We start from the raw sequence: 15,265 nt of genomic DNA, 5'->3' as shown, positions 1-15,265 counted from the left end.
TTTTGAAGTATTATTTATCTTTTCGTTCTTTTTTACTTTTGATCATTTGTGCATCCATTTCCTTTGCAAATTCGGTTTGTAATCGGTTCCCATTTCCAAACCCTTTTTGATGATCATCCGAAAATCGATTTTGTATATAGACATGAATGAAAGGTTCCACACAGGTAATAAAGAAAGCAGCCGTTAAGGAAAGGAGAATTGTAGGCATACCTTCCGCGAGAAATAAATCTCCTAATAACCAAATTGAAACAAATGCTAGTCCGAAATCTGCAATGGTAGCTGTAATATTGCCAAATTTTCGTAATATAAATAAATCACCAATAAGGTAGGAAATACCTGTAACAAGTAAACTGATCCAGAACAAATTCATCAAGTTAGCATTATAAAGAATACCGAATAAGGAATAAACTACAACCGCAATAACAACAAATTTAATACCTAGTGCTTTTAAATGGTCCATAGAATCCCTCTTCTCTTACTTATTTATTATAGTATTTGCCAGTTTATCAAAAATATCATAATTATATTATGGTTTTGTCACGCTGTAACTATCCGTAGAACTTTTGCTTCGTCATATAAAGCGAATCCATCTCATCAATGGAATTGATTGGTAGGTGTCTATCCTGGCTTATCGGAAAGAATCCAGTAAAAAGCTGATAATAAGTTTCCTAATTAAAAAGAATCCTGTTGAACCCCGGAAGTAAGCGCTTTATAAAGGCATTTTTTAACAATCTCATAACAAGACAATCACTCGCCGGAACCATTCTTCTGAGTTTTTCACCTCATAAGTCTGATTGCTTTTGTTCTGCGTATTGTTAGGTATTTATCTATCTCAGGACAAACGTACATCCGTTCATAATTTGAAATTGTAATGATATATCCTTCATGACAGAAATGTCCCCTCATTATCCCTTCTGTAAAAACATCTATTTTTTTATGTTTATTAGTAAACGGAGCATTTGTTAACAGTCTTAAAAGTGTATGCAGCTTTTTTAGACCCCCTTATACGCTGGAAAGCAATTTTTCGAGGGAATGTCTCCGTTGCACTTATGCTCCCAATCTTCTTTTCATCAGTCCAAAAGACAATATATTAGCAATCGTAATCTTCAAAAATTATTGTGTCCTTTTATAAAAAAATCATTTATTATTTTAGAAAATCTATATTTTGTCATATGAAAAAGTGATATATTTAAGTTCTAATCTCTCCAGAATTAATGTAAAAATTATTTCAGTGTAGATTTAAAATAAAGTCGCGGCGTTTGTAAAAAAATGCGATGTTTAAAACAAAGTTGCGAATCTTCACCCCTTTGGATATGATTGTCTAAAGGGTGTTTTTGTGGCGAAAAGAAAAAGAACATCTAATGTAGATAAGTGGATTAAAGAAGGTCAGGGAATTTGTTCTAATATGTTTTAAGATAAGAAAGGAAAGAAAGATGATGGGTAGACAAAATGAACTTGTTCCAAAGTTTGTTCAACAAAAAGCGAAAAACTTGGGTTATGAGGGTGAAAAATGGTTACATAATTTAAAGGATATAATTCATGATTTGGAACAAAGATGGGACATACATATCAAAAAAACACTTGAAGGAGGATCGGAAGCTTTTGTGGCTGAAGTTACAACCCAAGATGGAGATAATGCCATTCTAAAGGTGATGATGCCTCAAATGGAAGGAAACTCAGTGATTGGGCAAGAAGTTGAAGCTTTACGGATTGCAAATGGGGATGGTTATGTACGTTTAATCAAAGAAGATATAAGCCAAAGAGCTATCTTATTGGAACGTTTAGGTCCACCTTTGCATCAACTGGGATACTCAACCCAAGAAGAAATAGAAATCATCTGTTCGTCGATTAAATATTCATGGAAGAACATACAACAACCACATCAATTACGATCGATTTATGATCTTATTGAATGGTTTAGAAATTTTATTCCAAAACTCTGGAAAGACCTTGGAAAGCCATGTTCAAAGGCACTCATCGATCAATCGCTCACCTTTTTAGAATCTCGATTAACCAATATAAACTTCACAACAGCTGTTTTAGTTCATGGTGATGCTCACCATGGAAATGTTCTTCAAGATTCAACTAAGCCTCAACCTTCATTTAAATTGATTGACCCTGACGGTTTAATAGGTGAACCATCCTATGACCTAGGCATTCTCATGCGTGAGTGGCTCGATGATTTAATAGAAGATCCTTTAGAAATTGGTCAAAAACGTTGTGCCTTGCTTAGGGAGTTAACTGGCGTAGACACACAAGGGATATGGGAATGGGGATACATTCAGTTGATCTCTACTGGTTTATTTTTAATCAAAAGTGGTCAGGAGCCATTCGGTTATAAAATGCTTAAGGTAGCAGAAGCTTGGAAGGAGAATAGCTCATAGTAGGTTTACTTATTCAAGAAAATTGCTCGGTTATTGAAAATCAATGCTGAAAAATGGTATTTTTATAAAAAACCGTATTTATTATAGAGGCTGGATTTATGGACAAGTATAATAGACATAAAAAAGAGACATGGATATTCATTGTTCAAAGGGTAAATTCCTGATAAAAAAGTATTAAATAAACGCACCATTATTGAATAAGTTTGGAGTGAAACATAATGGCAACTGTCGATAATATAATTCAAGACATAAAAGAAGAACTAGACGGACTGCCAGGTGTGGTAGGAATCGTGTTAGGTGGATCTCGGGCGAGAGGAACTCATAGTTCGGATTCTGATATAGATATTGGAATTTACTATGATGAATCAAAAGGTTTTAATACCAATGATATCGAAAAATCAGCATTAAATCTTAATGACGAAAAAAAAGAGCATTTAATCACTTCCTTAGGTGAATGGGGTGAATGGATAAATGGTGGGGGTTGGTTAGTTGTACAGGGTTACCATGTAGATCTTATTTTTCGTGATATTAAACGAGTCAGTAAAGTTATTGATGACTGTTTGTCAGGTCTAGTATCCATTCATTATCAAACAGGACACCCTCATGGTTACTTGAATGTCATGTACATGGGGGAATTAGCTATTTGCAATGTTTTATCTGACTCTGAAGACACATTAGGTGAATTAAAAAATAAAACGGAACCCTATCCCGAAAAAATTAAAGAAGCGATGGTTAAATACTTTTCTTTTGAAGCTTCTTTTTCCCTGATGTTTATGGAGAGCAATGCTAATAAAGATGATATTTCATATGTGATGGGCCATTGTTTTCGAAGTATTTCTTGCTTGAATCAAGTTATCTTTGCGAAAAACAAGGTGTACTGCATCAATGAAAAAAAGGCTGTAGCCATGATTCAAGATTTTCCGATAAAACCAATAAACTACAAAAAACGTATTGATGAAATTGTTTCTTTTCTCTCAACAGATAGCGATAAGACAAATAAAGCTGTAGAAAACTTAAAAGGGTTAATTTCTGAAACCGAAGCACTATAAATCTTCCGAAAACGGGCGCTATTGTGGAATATCAAAGGAAGAAAATGATCAAGCTTTTTTATAAAAATTGAACAATACTTCACAAAAAAAAGAATCCATTTTGATCGATCTTTTTTTTCAAAATGAATTCTTCTGTTTACGGTAATATAAGGATTTGTGAGGTATTTTAGATCGAACTTTATTTTAAAGCTACATTCAGCATGAAAGATAAAAGGCACTTATAAGCACTGTTGAATTTCGATGGATGACGTAATCATTGTTAACTAAGATCTAAGAATAAAACATGTGTCTTTAATTCCGGAGGTTGCACTTAAGATTGAAGATGGAATTAGTAATGATGAAACGTGGCTGGATAGAAGAACCGCTATAAGAAGTCAATCACTAAGAATTCGAAAAGAGTTGAAATTATCATTAAATTAATTCTGAATAGTAAAATGTAATGGTGCCGTGCTTTCCCATGCATTTCCTGCCTGAAGTAACAGTTTTTCGGAAAGAGGCTTTCCAATAAATTGCATACCGGATGGGAGGCCTTTGCTGTCCAAGCCCATTGGGACCGACAAACTTGGTGTACCGGTTAAATTAACAGGAACAGTAAAAGGCAAACATCTCCTTATAACTTCTAAATTTTGATCTACCCATTGTTCACTATATGCGGAGGTTATCATAGGAATTGTTGGGCCAAGCAATATATCGACATCCTTAAAGGCTTTCTGAAATCCTTCAACTATTTTTCTTCTTGCTTGTTGGGCTTGGATGTATTGTGGTGTGTTCGTTAATGTCCCGGCTAAAAAGAAGGTTCGTATGTCTGCAGAATAATCCTCTGCATGCGTTTGTAACCATTTGTGATGTAAAGCAGATGCTTCTCCAGTGACAGTTACATAACCTGTTACTGTTGACATGTCTAATTCAGGAATGACAATTTCTTTTATTTCAGCCCCTAAACTTCTAAGTGTTGCAATTGCCTGATGGAATAACTTCTCTACATCTGGGTTTAATCCCTCGAGATAATACGTAGGAATACCTATTTTTACTCCTTTAATTCCTTTATTTAGGTTTTCTGTATAATCGGGTATAGACACCTTAAGACTTACAGGGTCATTTGCGTCATACCCCGCCATATAATGAAGCATGAGGGCCAAATCTGAAATGGATCTTGCCATTGGCCCAGCTGTATCTAGTGACATTGCTGAGGGGAAAACACCATACGTACTAACAAGCCCATAGGTCGGCTTTAATCCGTAAACACCACACATTGCTGCGGGTAAGCGAATGGAGCCAAATGTATCTGTTCCAGTCGCAAGTGTTGCCAGCCCAGCTGCTAAGGAAGCAGTTCCGCCACCGCTTGACCCACCTGGCATGTACCGAATGTCCCATGGATTTCGTGTGTCACCAAAGAATGGATTGGTACCAGTTGAACCAGCGGCAAGTTCGTGTAGATTCTGTTTTCCTAGCATAATTCCTCCTGCACCTAACAATTTTTCTACCGTCGTTGCATTTTTACGAGGGGTAAAATCGGCAAAAAGTTTGGAACCAACTGTAGTTCGTATCCCTTCTGTGTAGTAATTATCCTTGATACCGATTGGAATTCCATGGAGCGGTCCGTTATATTCGCCACGCATAATATTTTCTTCCGCTTCTCTTGCTTGTTTTAAAGCGGAATCATGAAGCGGGGTAATATACGTTCTAAGTGTCAAATCAAATTTATCAATCCGATTTAAAATATTTTTTGTCAATTCTACGGGGGATAGTTGTCGTGATCTGATTAACGGACCAAGTTCTGTAGCAGTTAAGTAGGGTATATCTGTCATAGCAGCAACTCCTTATCAACAATTGTAATTGGTATTTCCATATTTAAATGTGGAAATGCATGAAATGAAGTTTGAGCCTGATACATGGTGTAACGTATTTGTTGAATATATGGAATGTCTGTCTCGTAGAACGGTAATCCCTGCAAATGAAGCCCCTGTCTTATAAAGTTTGCATCATCCATTTAAATTACCTCCCTCTATATACTTTAAATATCCTCCAAATGCTCTTGTTTTACCTTTTATGGACTCCTATACTATATGAAATCACTAAAAGAATGTGCTGGCGCAGCAATAATTTTTGTGATTTTCAAAACAAAAAAAGGATGCGTTTTAAGGCAGTTAATGTTTAGAAATCTTACATTGTAATAAAATGAAGTTCTAATTTAAAAGGAAAAACGTAAGTATAGAAATGGTATGTACATCTTAAACGTTTGAAAGGGTGATTATATGGATGAAAAATCATCAAGAAACCAAAAACCTGATAATAAAGATATCAAACAAGAGCAGTTAGATCAGTTTCGTGTACGAGATTCTGGGGAGCCAATGACAACACAGGAAGGAAAAAAAAGATCACAAGATCAGGACCAATTAAAAGCCGGCATACGTGGTCCTTCCTTACGTCAAGATTATGAGTTTTTGGAAAAAATGTCGCATTTTGTCCATGAAGAGATACCGGAAAGAGTGGTTCACGCGAGAGGTTACAGTGCTTATGGAGAGTTTGAATGTTATCAGTCCATGAAATATGTGACAAAAGCTGGTTTCTTACAAGAGGCAGGTAAAAAGACGCCTATAACGGTCCGTTTTTCTACAGTGCAAGGAGCTAAAGGGTCTTATGATACAGCGAGGGATCTGCGCTGTAAAGGTGTTAAGCTGTATACAGAAGAAGGAAATGTAGATTTAACAACGATTGCAATGCCTGTATTAATTAATCAAGACGCGATGAAGTTTCCAGATGCAATGCATGCGTACCAAGCGAAGCAAGCTGATGATATACCAACAGCTAGCGGAGCCCACGACCGTTTCTGGGATTATGTAGCTAATAACGATGAAGCACTTCATATGGTGCTGTGGATCATGTCTGATCGAGGCATTTTAAGAAGCTATCGGATGATGGAATCATGGTCTATTAATACGTATCTGTTTGTTAACGAACAAGATGTCGCAACCTTTGTAAGATATGTTTGGAAGCCTGTTCTTGGCGTCCACTCTCTGCTACAAGATGAAGCACTGAAAATAGGCGGACTCGACCCTGATTTCCACAGAAGGGATCTCAGGGAGGCCATTGATAATGGAGCTTATCCTGAATATGAGCTAGGCGTTCAATTAATCTCAATGGAGGATGAATTTAAATTTGACTTCGATGTTCTTGATCCTGCAAAGTTTTGGCCAGAAGAGCTTGTTCCTGTTCAAATGATCGGTAAGTTAACATTAAATAGAAATATCGATAATTACTTTACAGAGTCAGAACAAGTTGGATTTAATCCTGCAAATGTCGTTCCGGGAATTGATTTTTCTAATGATCCCGTTTTGCAGGGAAGATTAATGGCGTATCGAGATACACAACAACATCGACTTGGCAGTCCCAATTACGTTGAATTACCGATTAATCGGCCAATATGTCCGTTTCATAATAATCAGCGGCGAGGTGCTATGAGACAACGTATCGATGTTGACAAGGTAAACTATCATCAAAATTCTTTAGCAAATAATACGCCATACACAGTACCTCCAGAAGAAGGCGGCTATAAAGATTATCCTGGGAAAGTAGAAGGCTACAAAATAAGAGCCAGAAGCGAATCGTTCAAGGATTATTATTCGCAGCCCAGAATTTTTTGGAACAGTTTGACCCCTATTGAAAAGCAGCACACAATTGAGGGGCTCAGTTATCAAATTGGAAGTGTAGAAAGCGAATCTGTCCGACAGCAAATGGTTGATAAGCAGCTTGTTCATGTTGATAAAGAGATGGCGTCGATTGTTGCCGATAACATTGGTGTGAATCGCCCAAGCGGGTCCAATGTTTCTGTTTCTACAAGGTATCCTTCTCTCAGCCAATCCAATACACCTCGTTATGCATATACGCAAAAAGTAGGCGTACTGATTGGTGATGGCTTTGGTAATGAGGTAGCAAATACACTTAATATATTAAAGCAAGAAGGAGTTTTTGTTGAAATTATAAGTAAAAATCTTGGTACAGTCACCGGCGCTGATGGCACAAAAATTAAAGTTGACAAAACTTTTCTTACAACAAGTCCTTATCTTATTGACTCCCTTTATGTTGTAGGAGGTAGTTCCAAAAATCAAGCAAAATTCAATTCTGACGTTACAGAATACCTGCATGTAGCTTACAAACATTATAAACCAATTGGTGTTGCCTCTACCGGAGAATCTTATATTCAAGCATCAGAAGGAAATAATTTAGCTGGAGTCATTTTTGCTGCAAATAATCCAAACTTTGAGGAGGAATTTATCTCCGCCATTGCAGAGCAGCGTTTTTGGAATAGAACATAATAGTTGGAAAGAGCATTGTAAGAAGATGCTCTTTTTTATTTTTTAATGGAGTCAATCAAGTAATTATTTGGGCTTTCTGCTGCCGGACAAGGGCGAGGAAAGATTTTGGAAGCAGCATATCTTTCATTTACATTTATTACTAAGTGATTTCATGTCATAAAACTACGTATTCAATAAATTATTACAAGTAGAAAATAAAATAATGCTATGAAAAAATAACCCTCATTAGAGATTACTTTTAAGTAAAGAATACTCTGTTAGAGCTATTAGATTTATTAGATTTTGAGATAGATTTTGCTCTTCGTCCTTTTAACATTGCAGAAAATTAAAAAATGCTTTAGGAATAAATAAGATATGCAATGTAAACTTTTTTATTGATTATTTTAATATTACGTTGACCATTCCCCTGCACATCTAAAACAATATAAGTGTCCTCGTTTGTGTACACCATCTAAAAATCCGTCTTTGCAGTAAACCTCTTTATTGCATTTTACACAGTTGCCTATATATTCTTTCATTCTGATCCCTCAATTCTTTTAATCCGTTCATTCATTTTCGAACATGAAATCCACTACTTTCTTTACGTGGATGTCCAGGGTATTTAAAAGAGGAATATCAGACTCGTCTTCAGAAAAAAGCATTGGTAACTCCGTACAACCAAGAATCAGGCTATCAATCTGATACTGCTCCCTCATTTCATCTACAACTCGTTGAAAATCGTTTATCGTTTCAGGATTCACGATGCCGTTTTCTAATTCGTTTACAATTTTTTCGTGCAGGTATTCCTGTGTGTTTTCATCCGGAACGTAAATGTGTTTCCCATTTTCTTCAAATGGCGTTTTGAAAAAATCTTGTTCCATCGTAAGCTTTGTGCCAAGCAGACCGATATTTTGTACTTCTTTTTTTTTTAGCTTCTTCAACGGTTGCGTCTACGATACTTATCAACGGAACTTTTACCTATTTTTGTACTTCATCAAAAACAATATGGGGTGTATTTGCTGCAATAATGATACCATCTGCTCCCAATTGTTCAAGCTTACGTGCAGCGTTCCCCACATATGCAATTAAATCATCTAATCGCCATTCAGAAATGTATTGAAAAATATTATACATATTAATGTTGTTAATGTATAATTCCGGGAGCACCTGAAGCGTCCCTTTCTTTTCTTGAAACCGCTTAATAATGGATTGGTAATATTCAACCGTTGATTCTGGACCTAGACCACCAACAATACCAATTTGTTTCATAATATTCATCTCCCTACATGCGAACTTTTAATATTCAGAAACAGTTTCCATGTTTCTTAACTGAATTAACGTCCCGTAGTTTTATCTTTATAATATATTGATTTAGAGAAGAATTAATAAACTACAGGAAAGATGTACAAAGCATATTTTATTCCCCTTTATTTCTAACTTATGAAATGAATATAACATAATGCTAAATATGTCTCAATTCCTAAACCTTATAATCCTTATTTATATTATATGGATTAATAACTTAGTTAACAACGTAAAATAAAGTATAGAAATAAATAAACTTATCCAATATAGTATGCTCATATCCCCAATAACATTATATAACTCAATAAGACATTTATAAATCCCATGAATATTCCTTATGGATTTGAGCAAAATATATTAAGAATATAATGGAAAGGAGAGATAATATGACAAACCCTAAACCAGATGATCGTTCCGATAACGTGGAAAAGATAAAAAATACAATCGATCATACGCTACAAAATATGAATGAAGCAGAAGATTATTTGAAAGCTCATTCAAATGAATTAAACTCTGCAGACAAAGAAGATGTAGAAAATAAGAACAAAAGAAGAAGAGAAAGCATTGAAGGTTTGCGTTCAGAAATAAAAGATGAAGCAGCAAATTATAACGAATAATTTTTCTTGTTATAAGCTAATAAGATTGAATATAGACAATATGAGATAATCGATGAATCAAGGAGGCAGTCCATAAAAAACTGCCTCCTTGTGTATTATAGACAGGATTTTTATCACGGTGCTTACTAGCCGTAAAAAAACATCTCAGAATACAAGAAGGCAGGCGCAGACTTATCTAAATGGAGGAGAACGGATGCAAACGTTCTGATAAGTTTCGCTAATAGTCATTAGGGATAAAAGCATTCCTTATTAATGAAATTGCCACTTTATGTCCGTAACTATTCAAGTTTGTTACATTTAGAAAGTATTTTTTGTATCTGACTCTCTAGGCGCTGTCTGCCTATCATATTGCAGGCTGCAGCACCTATGTAGAGTTAACCAAAAACCATTGAATAGCTTCCATATAAGATTATCCTCTAATTAGAGGTTGGTTTTAGGTCTTTTATATTTTGCGATAAATAAATTAAAATATGTATGGAAATTATTTCTACTCATAAAAAATAAATTGAAGGGGTAAAAAATGAAAGATGATTTAAACTAAAATATATCAGTAAAAAAATATTTGGAGGTAATCATGAAAAAAATTCTTTTTTTAATAATGTCTACTGTTTTCCTTAGTGTTTTATCAGCATGCGGAATAGACAACAACAATGAGATGGATGAGCAACCAGAAGATATTAATTATGAACCTGATCGTAACAACAATGATAGAGGACCAGAGATGGATACTTACCTTCGTGATAAAAGGGAGTCTAATGAGACGAATATGCCTTATATTATAGAAGAAAAAGAACTAAATATTGACGAAAATTTCTGAAAAAAGGGTTATTAAGTAAATTACTTGATGTGTGGGAAGAAAAGGATTTTATTTATTATTTCGTAAGGTCTTTTAGAATAGGGTAAGTTTATGGTGAAATGCTGTTTAATGTGTCTATCTTCATGAAACAGATCAATTTATGAAATAAGTTACTAATTTGGTAACAAATATAATAACATTACTGCCGAAACTATTCTAGATTTTTATTGAAAATTTTCCTATGTTAACATACAAAAAAGGACGTTTTCCTTTTATAAGGATAAACGCCTGTTTTGTATTACCATTGTTATAATAATATTATGCCATCCTATTTCCTTTTTATTCACTTTTATTTAGACTTAAACACAAGTCAGAAAATTCAGTAAATAAAATAAGAAGATCCATAGTACAATCAGCAAAGTAAATAAGGATATATTGTAAACGAGCACATTATTTCTTCTAAAAAAGCAATATAATTTTCAAATTTCTCCGGCTTTACTGCTGTACTTCTCTGAAGAAATGTGCTAATTTTTGTTCAAATTCCTTCGGAGGTTTTTGAATGATTCTATCCCATGATTTTCAAATAAGTATAGAGGAATACGTCCAAAGAGGTAAAGAAAATGAATTTCCAGTATTGGATCAATGTCCAAATTGTCATTGTACGGGTGGAGGAAATGTTTATCGTCACGGTTTTTATTGGAGAAATGGAATCACAGAAGATGCCACATTACGTATTCCAATCTGCCGATTGAAATGTCTTTTGTGTGAAATGAGTTTTTCGATCCTGCCGGACTTTCTTCTTCCTTATTTTCAATACACTCTTCACACGATTTTAAAAAGGATAAGAGAAGTTCTGGAAAACAAAAAAGGAAATGGTCCCCGTCAATTATGTACATTCCATGTGCGACGTTTTTTAAAAGGGGTTCCTTGGATACATAGTTATTTCGTAGATGAGGAGAAGAGAAAAAATACAATGGAGAAAGGAAAAAAAGAGCCTCTAAACTATTTGAAAAGGATTATGCATATTGGCGAATCTTCCTTCTTACGAAGGAGCTGGAATCACTTATCGACCTACTTTATGGCGAATTAATCCAGCCGTATTTCAAAACCCAAAAAAATAATTACGATTCCACATACCTTTTGCGTTTTCAAAGGATGTCGTAAAAGATAGAATAAATTTATGGATGACCGGTCGTCCTTCTCATCAAAAAGGAGGAAGATTCCATGACAGAAAAAGAACGTGAACAAGTAGCTTTATTTCGATATGGCTTAATTGCGCCATTATTAAATGAACAGATCGATGCCAAGACTTATTTTGAACAGTTGGAAGGCAAGGTGCATTCGGTTCCTTATTATGGTAAGCGAACTGTGGCAGAAAAAACAATAAAGGAATGGCTGTATCACTATCGACAACGTGGATTCATCGCATTAAAGCCGAAGAAAAGAACAGATCGGGGGAATTCCAGGAGATTAACGCCGGAAGATCAGGATCAAATCCTGTATATAAGAAAAAAATTTCTCCATATGCCTGTGAGTGTTTTCTACGAACAGCTCATCAAACAAGGAGAAATCAACAAAAATAATATATCTTACTCTACTATAAACCGATTATTGAAAAAACACAACCTTGTTGGCAAAAAAATAAGTGCCATCCCGGAGCGAAAAAGGTTTGCACATGAACATGTTAACCATTTATGGCAGGCGGATTTGTCGCATGGTCCTTATATTTCGATAGATGGAAAAAAGAAAAAAACATTTTTGATTCTGTACATTGATGATTGTTCCCGATTGGTGCCATTTGGCCAATTCTTTACTTCGGAAAAATTTGATGGTGTTAGAGTAGTGACTAAGGAAGCACTGCTTCGAAGAGGGAAACCCAATCTCATTTATGCGGATAATGGAAAAATCTATCGTTCGGAAACCCTACAATATGCTTGTGCACAATTAGGGATTACGTTAATACACACACAACCGTATGATCCCCGTGCTAAAGGCAAGGTAGAAAGGATTTTTAAAACGATCCAAACCAGATTTTATCCTCTTCTGCAGGCCGACCCCGTTGACTCTTTGGAGGAATTGAATGAGCGATTCTGGCGCTGGTTAGAAGAGAAATACCATCGCCGGGTTCATGCTTCTTTAGAAGGAAAGACACCACATGAAGTGTATCAAAGTCAATTAGAAAACGTGCATTTCTTGGAGGATACATTGATTCTGGATACGGTTTTCTTGAAAAGAGAGCATCGAAAAGTAAAGGCAGACAGCACGATTACGCTAAACGGAAAGCTTTATGAGGTGCCTCCACGTTTTATCGGACAATCTATCGATGTCCGTTTTGATGAAAAAGGTATTTTTGTGTTCGAGGACGACCAAAAAGTAGCAGAGGCAGTCCCCGTATCAATGAAAGATAATGCCCACGCCAAACGTGTCCGGTCTCCATTTACCAAACGGGAAGAGCTGGAGGAGGATACCCATGTATAAAACATTCTATTCTTTGGCACAAACACCGTTTTCTAAAGATATACGTGCAGAAAATGCGTTTTTATCCACCGATTATCAAGGAGCACTTGGCGCTCTTGATTACTTGAAAGAAACAAAAGGGATGGGACTTCTCGTAGGTGAAGCCGGAACCGGCAAAACATTCACGTTGCGTTCTTTTAAAGAATCGCTCCATCCGTCTCTATATCATATCGTCTACTTCCCTCTTTCCACAGGAGGAGTGATGGACTTTTATCGCGGTTTAGCGTATGGACTTGGAGAAGAACCGAAATTCCGGAAAGTTGATTTATTTCGTCAAATTCAACAAGGAATGGAACAACTGAAACACGAACGAAAAGTGACGCCCGTTTTTATACTGGATGAAATGCACCTGGCGAAAGATTCGTTTCTTCAGGATTTAGCACTACTATTTAACTTTCAAATGGATTCAACGAACCCATTTATCTTAGTTTTATCTGGTCTTCCCTATCTCAAAACACGCTTATCGATAAACCACCATCGCCCCTTAGCGCAGCGACTGATTATGAAGTATGAGATGCAGCCTCTGGAGAAAGAGGAAATCGCAAAGTATATAGAGCATCATCTCAACTTAGCTGGTGCAAACATGCCTATTTTCACGGATACAGCAATAGAGGCTATTGGTTTGCGTTCTCAAGGCTGGCCGAGGGTCGTTAACACATTGACAGTGAATAGTCTTCTGTTTGGAGCCCAGTTAAAGAAAAATCAAATTGATGATGAAGTTGTACGCTTGGCTATCGAGGATAGTAGTTTATGATGACAAAAGGGATCTTGGTTTTTCATTATGATGATAGAGAATGGAGGCTATGGATTGGCCATGAAGCATATTGGTTAGATCAAGGATATACGTTTCATCTTCTTATTCAGCAGCAGTATTTTGAAGCATTTCTGGAGAAGGATACAGATTGGTTTATCACATTAGAGAAAGAAGTGAAAGTCGTGCTTCATCGAGAAGTAGTTTACAAAGTAAGTGTAGATTTAAATCAATATGCGAAAGTTGACGACCCGCTTTAGGGTCTTTTTTCTGGAGTATGGAGCTGAATTATTTTGAAAATAGTTGAGCACATTCCAGAATAGCTTGAAAATCGGAGCACATTATTTCAGATTTTATACCGAATTAATTTGAAAAATGGGAGCTAGGATAATGTGCTCGTTTACAATTATATCAAGGAAGATTATCACTTTATTTCTTCAGAAGGTTTATCAGATAAAATTAAGCTAACACAATTTGAAGTAGACTCATTTTATGGATTATATAATGATGAAAATAATATTGAGGACAAGATAAATTTTTATAAAGATTTATTACCAGCTGATTTAATTCCTATTGCAGGTTTACCAGGAGGAGATTTAGTTTGCATTGGAATACAAGATAACACACAAAATAAAATTTATATTTGGTTTCACGAAATGGATGGAGAGAATATATATTTAGCATCTGACTCTTTCAAAAGTTTTATAATGAACTTTAAAAGAATAAATGTCGAAGGAAATAAATTAGAAAATGTAAATTTAAATATGAGTAATAAGTTAAATGAATTTTTAACTAATGCATCTAAAAAAATGAAATAAACCTAAGTTACCGTGATGCCCTGACTTATGATAATATTAGATGCAAGAAGGATATATATGAAGCAAGGAGTCTACACACCTGAAATAAAAGCAGGACTATTAAATGCGATTAGAAAGAATAGAGAGTTATATCCTGAATTATTTAATAAGTAAGCGGGGTGGAGTATATGAATGTGAAATCAGAATTAAATAAAATCTACACAAATAGACTTTTGCAATCTAAAGAAGAAATAGACGCATTTGAAGAAGCATTAGGTAATCTCATCGGTTTAGAGGATCAATCAGTTATTACCGAATTATGTATGGGATTTGATGATGATACGGAACAATATGAAATAATGTTTGGATTAGTACATAGTATAGAGCATCTTTATAAAGAAAAAATTGAAGAGGGGTTATATTTAATTGCTATAGCTGTCCCAAGTGTTATTGATAGGGCAAGAGAATGGATGGAAGTTTTACATTACAGAATTTTAAATCATGGACAAGTAAGAAAAATATACGGTAGTGTGCTATCTAAGCTAGAAGACAATTCAAAAGAGATAATAATGAACTTATTAAGGGATATAAAAAATGAAGATCCAGATATGTTTAGCAATTCTGTAGATGAAGTATTAAAAGCAATATAATTAAAAAACCATCTTAAAGTGCTAAAGACCTTTAAACTGGCCCCTATAAAACAGACACGGATAAAGAAAACTTGGCGTTCGTTAAAGGGAGCCTTGAAAGCGTG

Annotated in this window: 16 protein-coding genes; 11 read left to right on the top strand and 5 right to left on the bottom strand. The window is 35.3% G+C overall.

Going from position 1 to position 15,265, the window contains the following annotated elements; genetic code table 11:
- Positions 1-10 precede the first annotated feature (10 nt).
- Entirely contained in the window at positions 11-460 is a 450-nt protein-coding gene (locus B7E05_RS16435; protein WP_080875224.1) for a YndM family protein, read from the bottom strand.
- Positions 461-1,436: 976 nt separating this feature from the next.
- Here B7E05_RS16435 and B7E05_RS16430 point away from each other — a divergent pair.
- Positions 1,437-2,384, top strand: a complete 948-nt coding sequence (locus tag B7E05_RS16430) for an aminoglycoside phosphotransferase family protein (RefSeq protein ID WP_179134560.1) — start codon at positions 1,437-1,439, stop codon at positions 2,382-2,384.
- A gap of 218 nt (positions 2,385-2,602) precedes the next feature.
- A complete protein-coding gene (locus tag B7E05_RS16425) occupies positions 2,603-3,433 on the top strand; it encodes a nucleotidyltransferase domain-containing protein (RefSeq protein WP_080875222.1) in 831 nt (276 codons plus the stop codon).
- A 416-nt stretch (positions 3,434-3,849) separates the two neighbouring features.
- On the opposite strand, the gene B7E05_RS16420 is transcribed toward B7E05_RS16425, so the two are convergent.
- Positions 3,850-5,241 (bottom strand): Asp-tRNA(Asn)/Glu-tRNA(Gln) amidotransferase GatCAB subunit A, encoded by a 1,392-nt coding sequence (locus B7E05_RS16420; protein WP_080875221.1) that lies wholly within the window; start codon positions 5,239-5,241, stop codon positions 3,850-3,852.
- Positions 5,238-5,423 (bottom strand): hypothetical protein, encoded by a 186-nt coding sequence (locus B7E05_RS16415; protein WP_080875220.1) that lies wholly within the window; start codon positions 5,421-5,423, stop codon positions 5,238-5,240. The genes B7E05_RS16420 and B7E05_RS16415 overlap by 4 nt, the downstream gene beginning before the upstream one ends.
- 265 nt (positions 5,424-5,688) lie before the next feature.
- Between B7E05_RS16415 and B7E05_RS16410 the strand changes: the two genes are divergently transcribed.
- Entirely contained in the window at positions 5,689-7,749 is a 2,061-nt protein-coding gene (locus tag B7E05_RS16410) for a catalase (protein ID WP_080875219.1), read from the top strand.
- Positions 7,750-8,294: 545 nt separating this feature from the next.
- Here the strand turns inward: B7E05_RS16410 and B7E05_RS22550 are convergent.
- Both B7E05_RS22550 and B7E05_RS22545 read right to left on the bottom strand, forming a co-directional pair.
- Positions 8,295-8,669, bottom strand: coding sequence for an aspartate/glutamate racemase family protein (locus B7E05_RS22550; protein ID WP_281252479.1), 375 nt, complete (start codon positions 8,667-8,669; stop codon positions 8,295-8,297).
- Between the two features lie 37 nt (positions 8,670-8,706).
- Positions 8,707-8,997 carry an aspartate/glutamate racemase family protein gene (locus B7E05_RS22545; protein WP_281252478.1) on the bottom strand — a complete coding sequence of 97 codons (291 nt, stop codon included), beginning with the start codon at positions 8,995-8,997 and terminating at the stop codon, positions 8,707-8,709.
- Between the two features lie 422 nt (positions 8,998-9,419).
- Between B7E05_RS22545 and tlp the strand changes: the two genes are divergently transcribed.
- From tlp to B7E05_RS16365, 8 genes are all read left to right on the top strand, one after another.
- On the top strand, positions 9,420-9,650 hold the full coding sequence (tlp, locus tag B7E05_RS16400) for a small acid-soluble spore protein Tlp (RefSeq protein WP_080875218.1): 231 nt from the start codon (positions 9,420-9,422) through the stop codon (positions 9,648-9,650).
- A gap of 574 nt (positions 9,651-10,224) precedes the next feature.
- Positions 10,225-10,467, top strand: a complete 243-nt coding sequence (locus B7E05_RS16395) for a hypothetical protein (RefSeq protein ID WP_080875217.1) — start codon at positions 10,225-10,227, stop codon at positions 10,465-10,467.
- A 538-nt stretch (positions 10,468-11,005) separates the two neighbouring features.
- Positions 11,006-11,536: a DUF6431 domain-containing protein gene (locus B7E05_RS16390; RefSeq protein ID WP_080873405.1), complete on the top strand. Its 531-nt coding sequence runs from the start codon at positions 11,006-11,008 to the stop codon at positions 11,534-11,536.
- Between the two features lie 134 nt (positions 11,537-11,670).
- Positions 11,671-12,924: an IS481 family transposase gene (locus tag B7E05_RS16385; RefSeq protein ID WP_080875216.1), complete on the top strand. Its 1,254-nt coding sequence runs from the start codon at positions 11,671-11,673 to the stop codon at positions 12,922-12,924.
- A complete protein-coding gene (locus B7E05_RS16380) occupies positions 12,917-13,717 on the top strand; it encodes an ExeA family protein (protein ID WP_080873407.1) in 801 nt (266 codons plus the stop codon). The genes B7E05_RS16385 and B7E05_RS16380 overlap by 8 nt, the downstream gene beginning before the upstream one ends.
- On the top strand, positions 13,714-13,974 hold the full coding sequence (locus B7E05_RS16375) for a hypothetical protein (RefSeq protein WP_080873408.1): 261 nt from the start codon (positions 13,714-13,716) through the stop codon (positions 13,972-13,974). Before B7E05_RS16380 ends, B7E05_RS16375 begins: the two co-directional genes overlap by 4 nt.
- Before the next feature lie 132 nt (positions 13,975-14,106).
- Positions 14,107-14,532 carry an SMI1/KNR4 family protein gene (locus B7E05_RS16370; protein ID WP_080875215.1) on the top strand — a complete coding sequence of 142 codons (426 nt, stop codon included), beginning with the start codon at positions 14,107-14,109 and terminating at the stop codon, positions 14,530-14,532.
- Positions 14,533-14,699: 167 nt separating this feature from the next.
- The gene (locus tag B7E05_RS16365) at positions 14,700-15,161 is read left to right on the top strand and encodes an Imm30 family immunity protein (protein ID WP_080875214.1); all 462 of its coding nucleotides are present in this window, start codon (positions 14,700-14,702) and stop codon (positions 15,159-15,161) included.
- Positions 15,162-15,265 lie beyond the last annotated feature (104 nt).

This window comes from Oceanobacillus timonensis, from assembly GCF_900166635.1.
In the GTDB taxonomy this organism is placed as follows: domain Bacteria; phylum Bacillota; class Bacilli; order Bacillales; family Amphibacillaceae; genus Oceanobacillus; species Oceanobacillus timonensis.
Note: the sequence above shows the minus strand (reverse complement) of the source record. Positions and strands in the feature narration are given on the sequence as shown.

What these genes read in the sequence shown, in the direction of transcription:
- B7E05_RS16435 (WP_080875224.1), bottom strand. Translation starts at nt 460, where the DNA reads ATGGACCATTTAAAAGCACTAGGTATTAAATTTGTTGTTATTGCGGTT.
- B7E05_RS16430 (WP_179134560.1), top strand. Translation starts at nt 1,437, where the DNA reads ATGGGTAGACAAAATGAACTTGTTCCAAAGTTTGTTCAACAAAAAGCG.
- B7E05_RS16425 (WP_080875222.1), top strand. Translation starts at nt 2,603, where the DNA reads ATGGCAACTGTCGATAATATAATTCAAGACATAAAAGAAGAACTAGAC.
- B7E05_RS16420 (WP_080875221.1), bottom strand. Translation starts at nt 5,241, where the DNA reads ATGACAGATATACCCTACTTAACTGCTACAGAACTTGGTCCGTTAATC.
- B7E05_RS16415 (WP_080875220.1), bottom strand. Translation starts at nt 5,423, where the DNA reads ATGGATGATGCAAACTTTATAAGACAGGGGCTTCATTTGCAGGGATTA.
- B7E05_RS16410 (WP_080875219.1), top strand. Translation starts at nt 5,689, where the DNA reads ATGGATGAAAAATCATCAAGAAACCAAAAACCTGATAATAAAGATATC.
- B7E05_RS22545 (WP_281252478.1), bottom strand. Translation starts at nt 8,997, where the DNA reads ATGAAACAAATTGGTATTGTTGGTGGTCTAGGTCCAGAATCAACGGTT.
- tlp (WP_080875218.1), top strand. Translation starts at nt 9,420, where the DNA reads ATGACAAACCCTAAACCAGATGATCGTTCCGATAACGTGGAAAAGATA.
- B7E05_RS16395 (WP_080875217.1), top strand. Translation starts at nt 10,225, where the DNA reads ATGAAAAAAATTCTTTTTTTAATAATGTCTACTGTTTTCCTTAGTGTT.
- B7E05_RS16390 (WP_080873405.1), top strand. Translation starts at nt 11,006, where the DNA reads ATGATTCTATCCCATGATTTTCAAATAAGTATAGAGGAATACGTCCAA.
- B7E05_RS16385 (WP_080875216.1), top strand. Translation starts at nt 11,671, where the DNA reads ATGACAGAAAAAGAACGTGAACAAGTAGCTTTATTTCGATATGGCTTA.
- B7E05_RS16380 (WP_080873407.1), top strand. Translation starts at nt 12,917, where the DNA reads ATGTATAAAACATTCTATTCTTTGGCACAAACACCGTTTTCTAAAGAT.
- B7E05_RS16375 (WP_080873408.1), top strand. Translation starts at nt 13,714, where the DNA reads ATGATGACAAAAGGGATCTTGGTTTTTCATTATGATGATAGAGAATGG.
- B7E05_RS16365 (WP_080875214.1), top strand. Translation starts at nt 14,700, where the DNA reads ATGAATGTGAAATCAGAATTAAATAAAATCTACACAAATAGACTTTTG.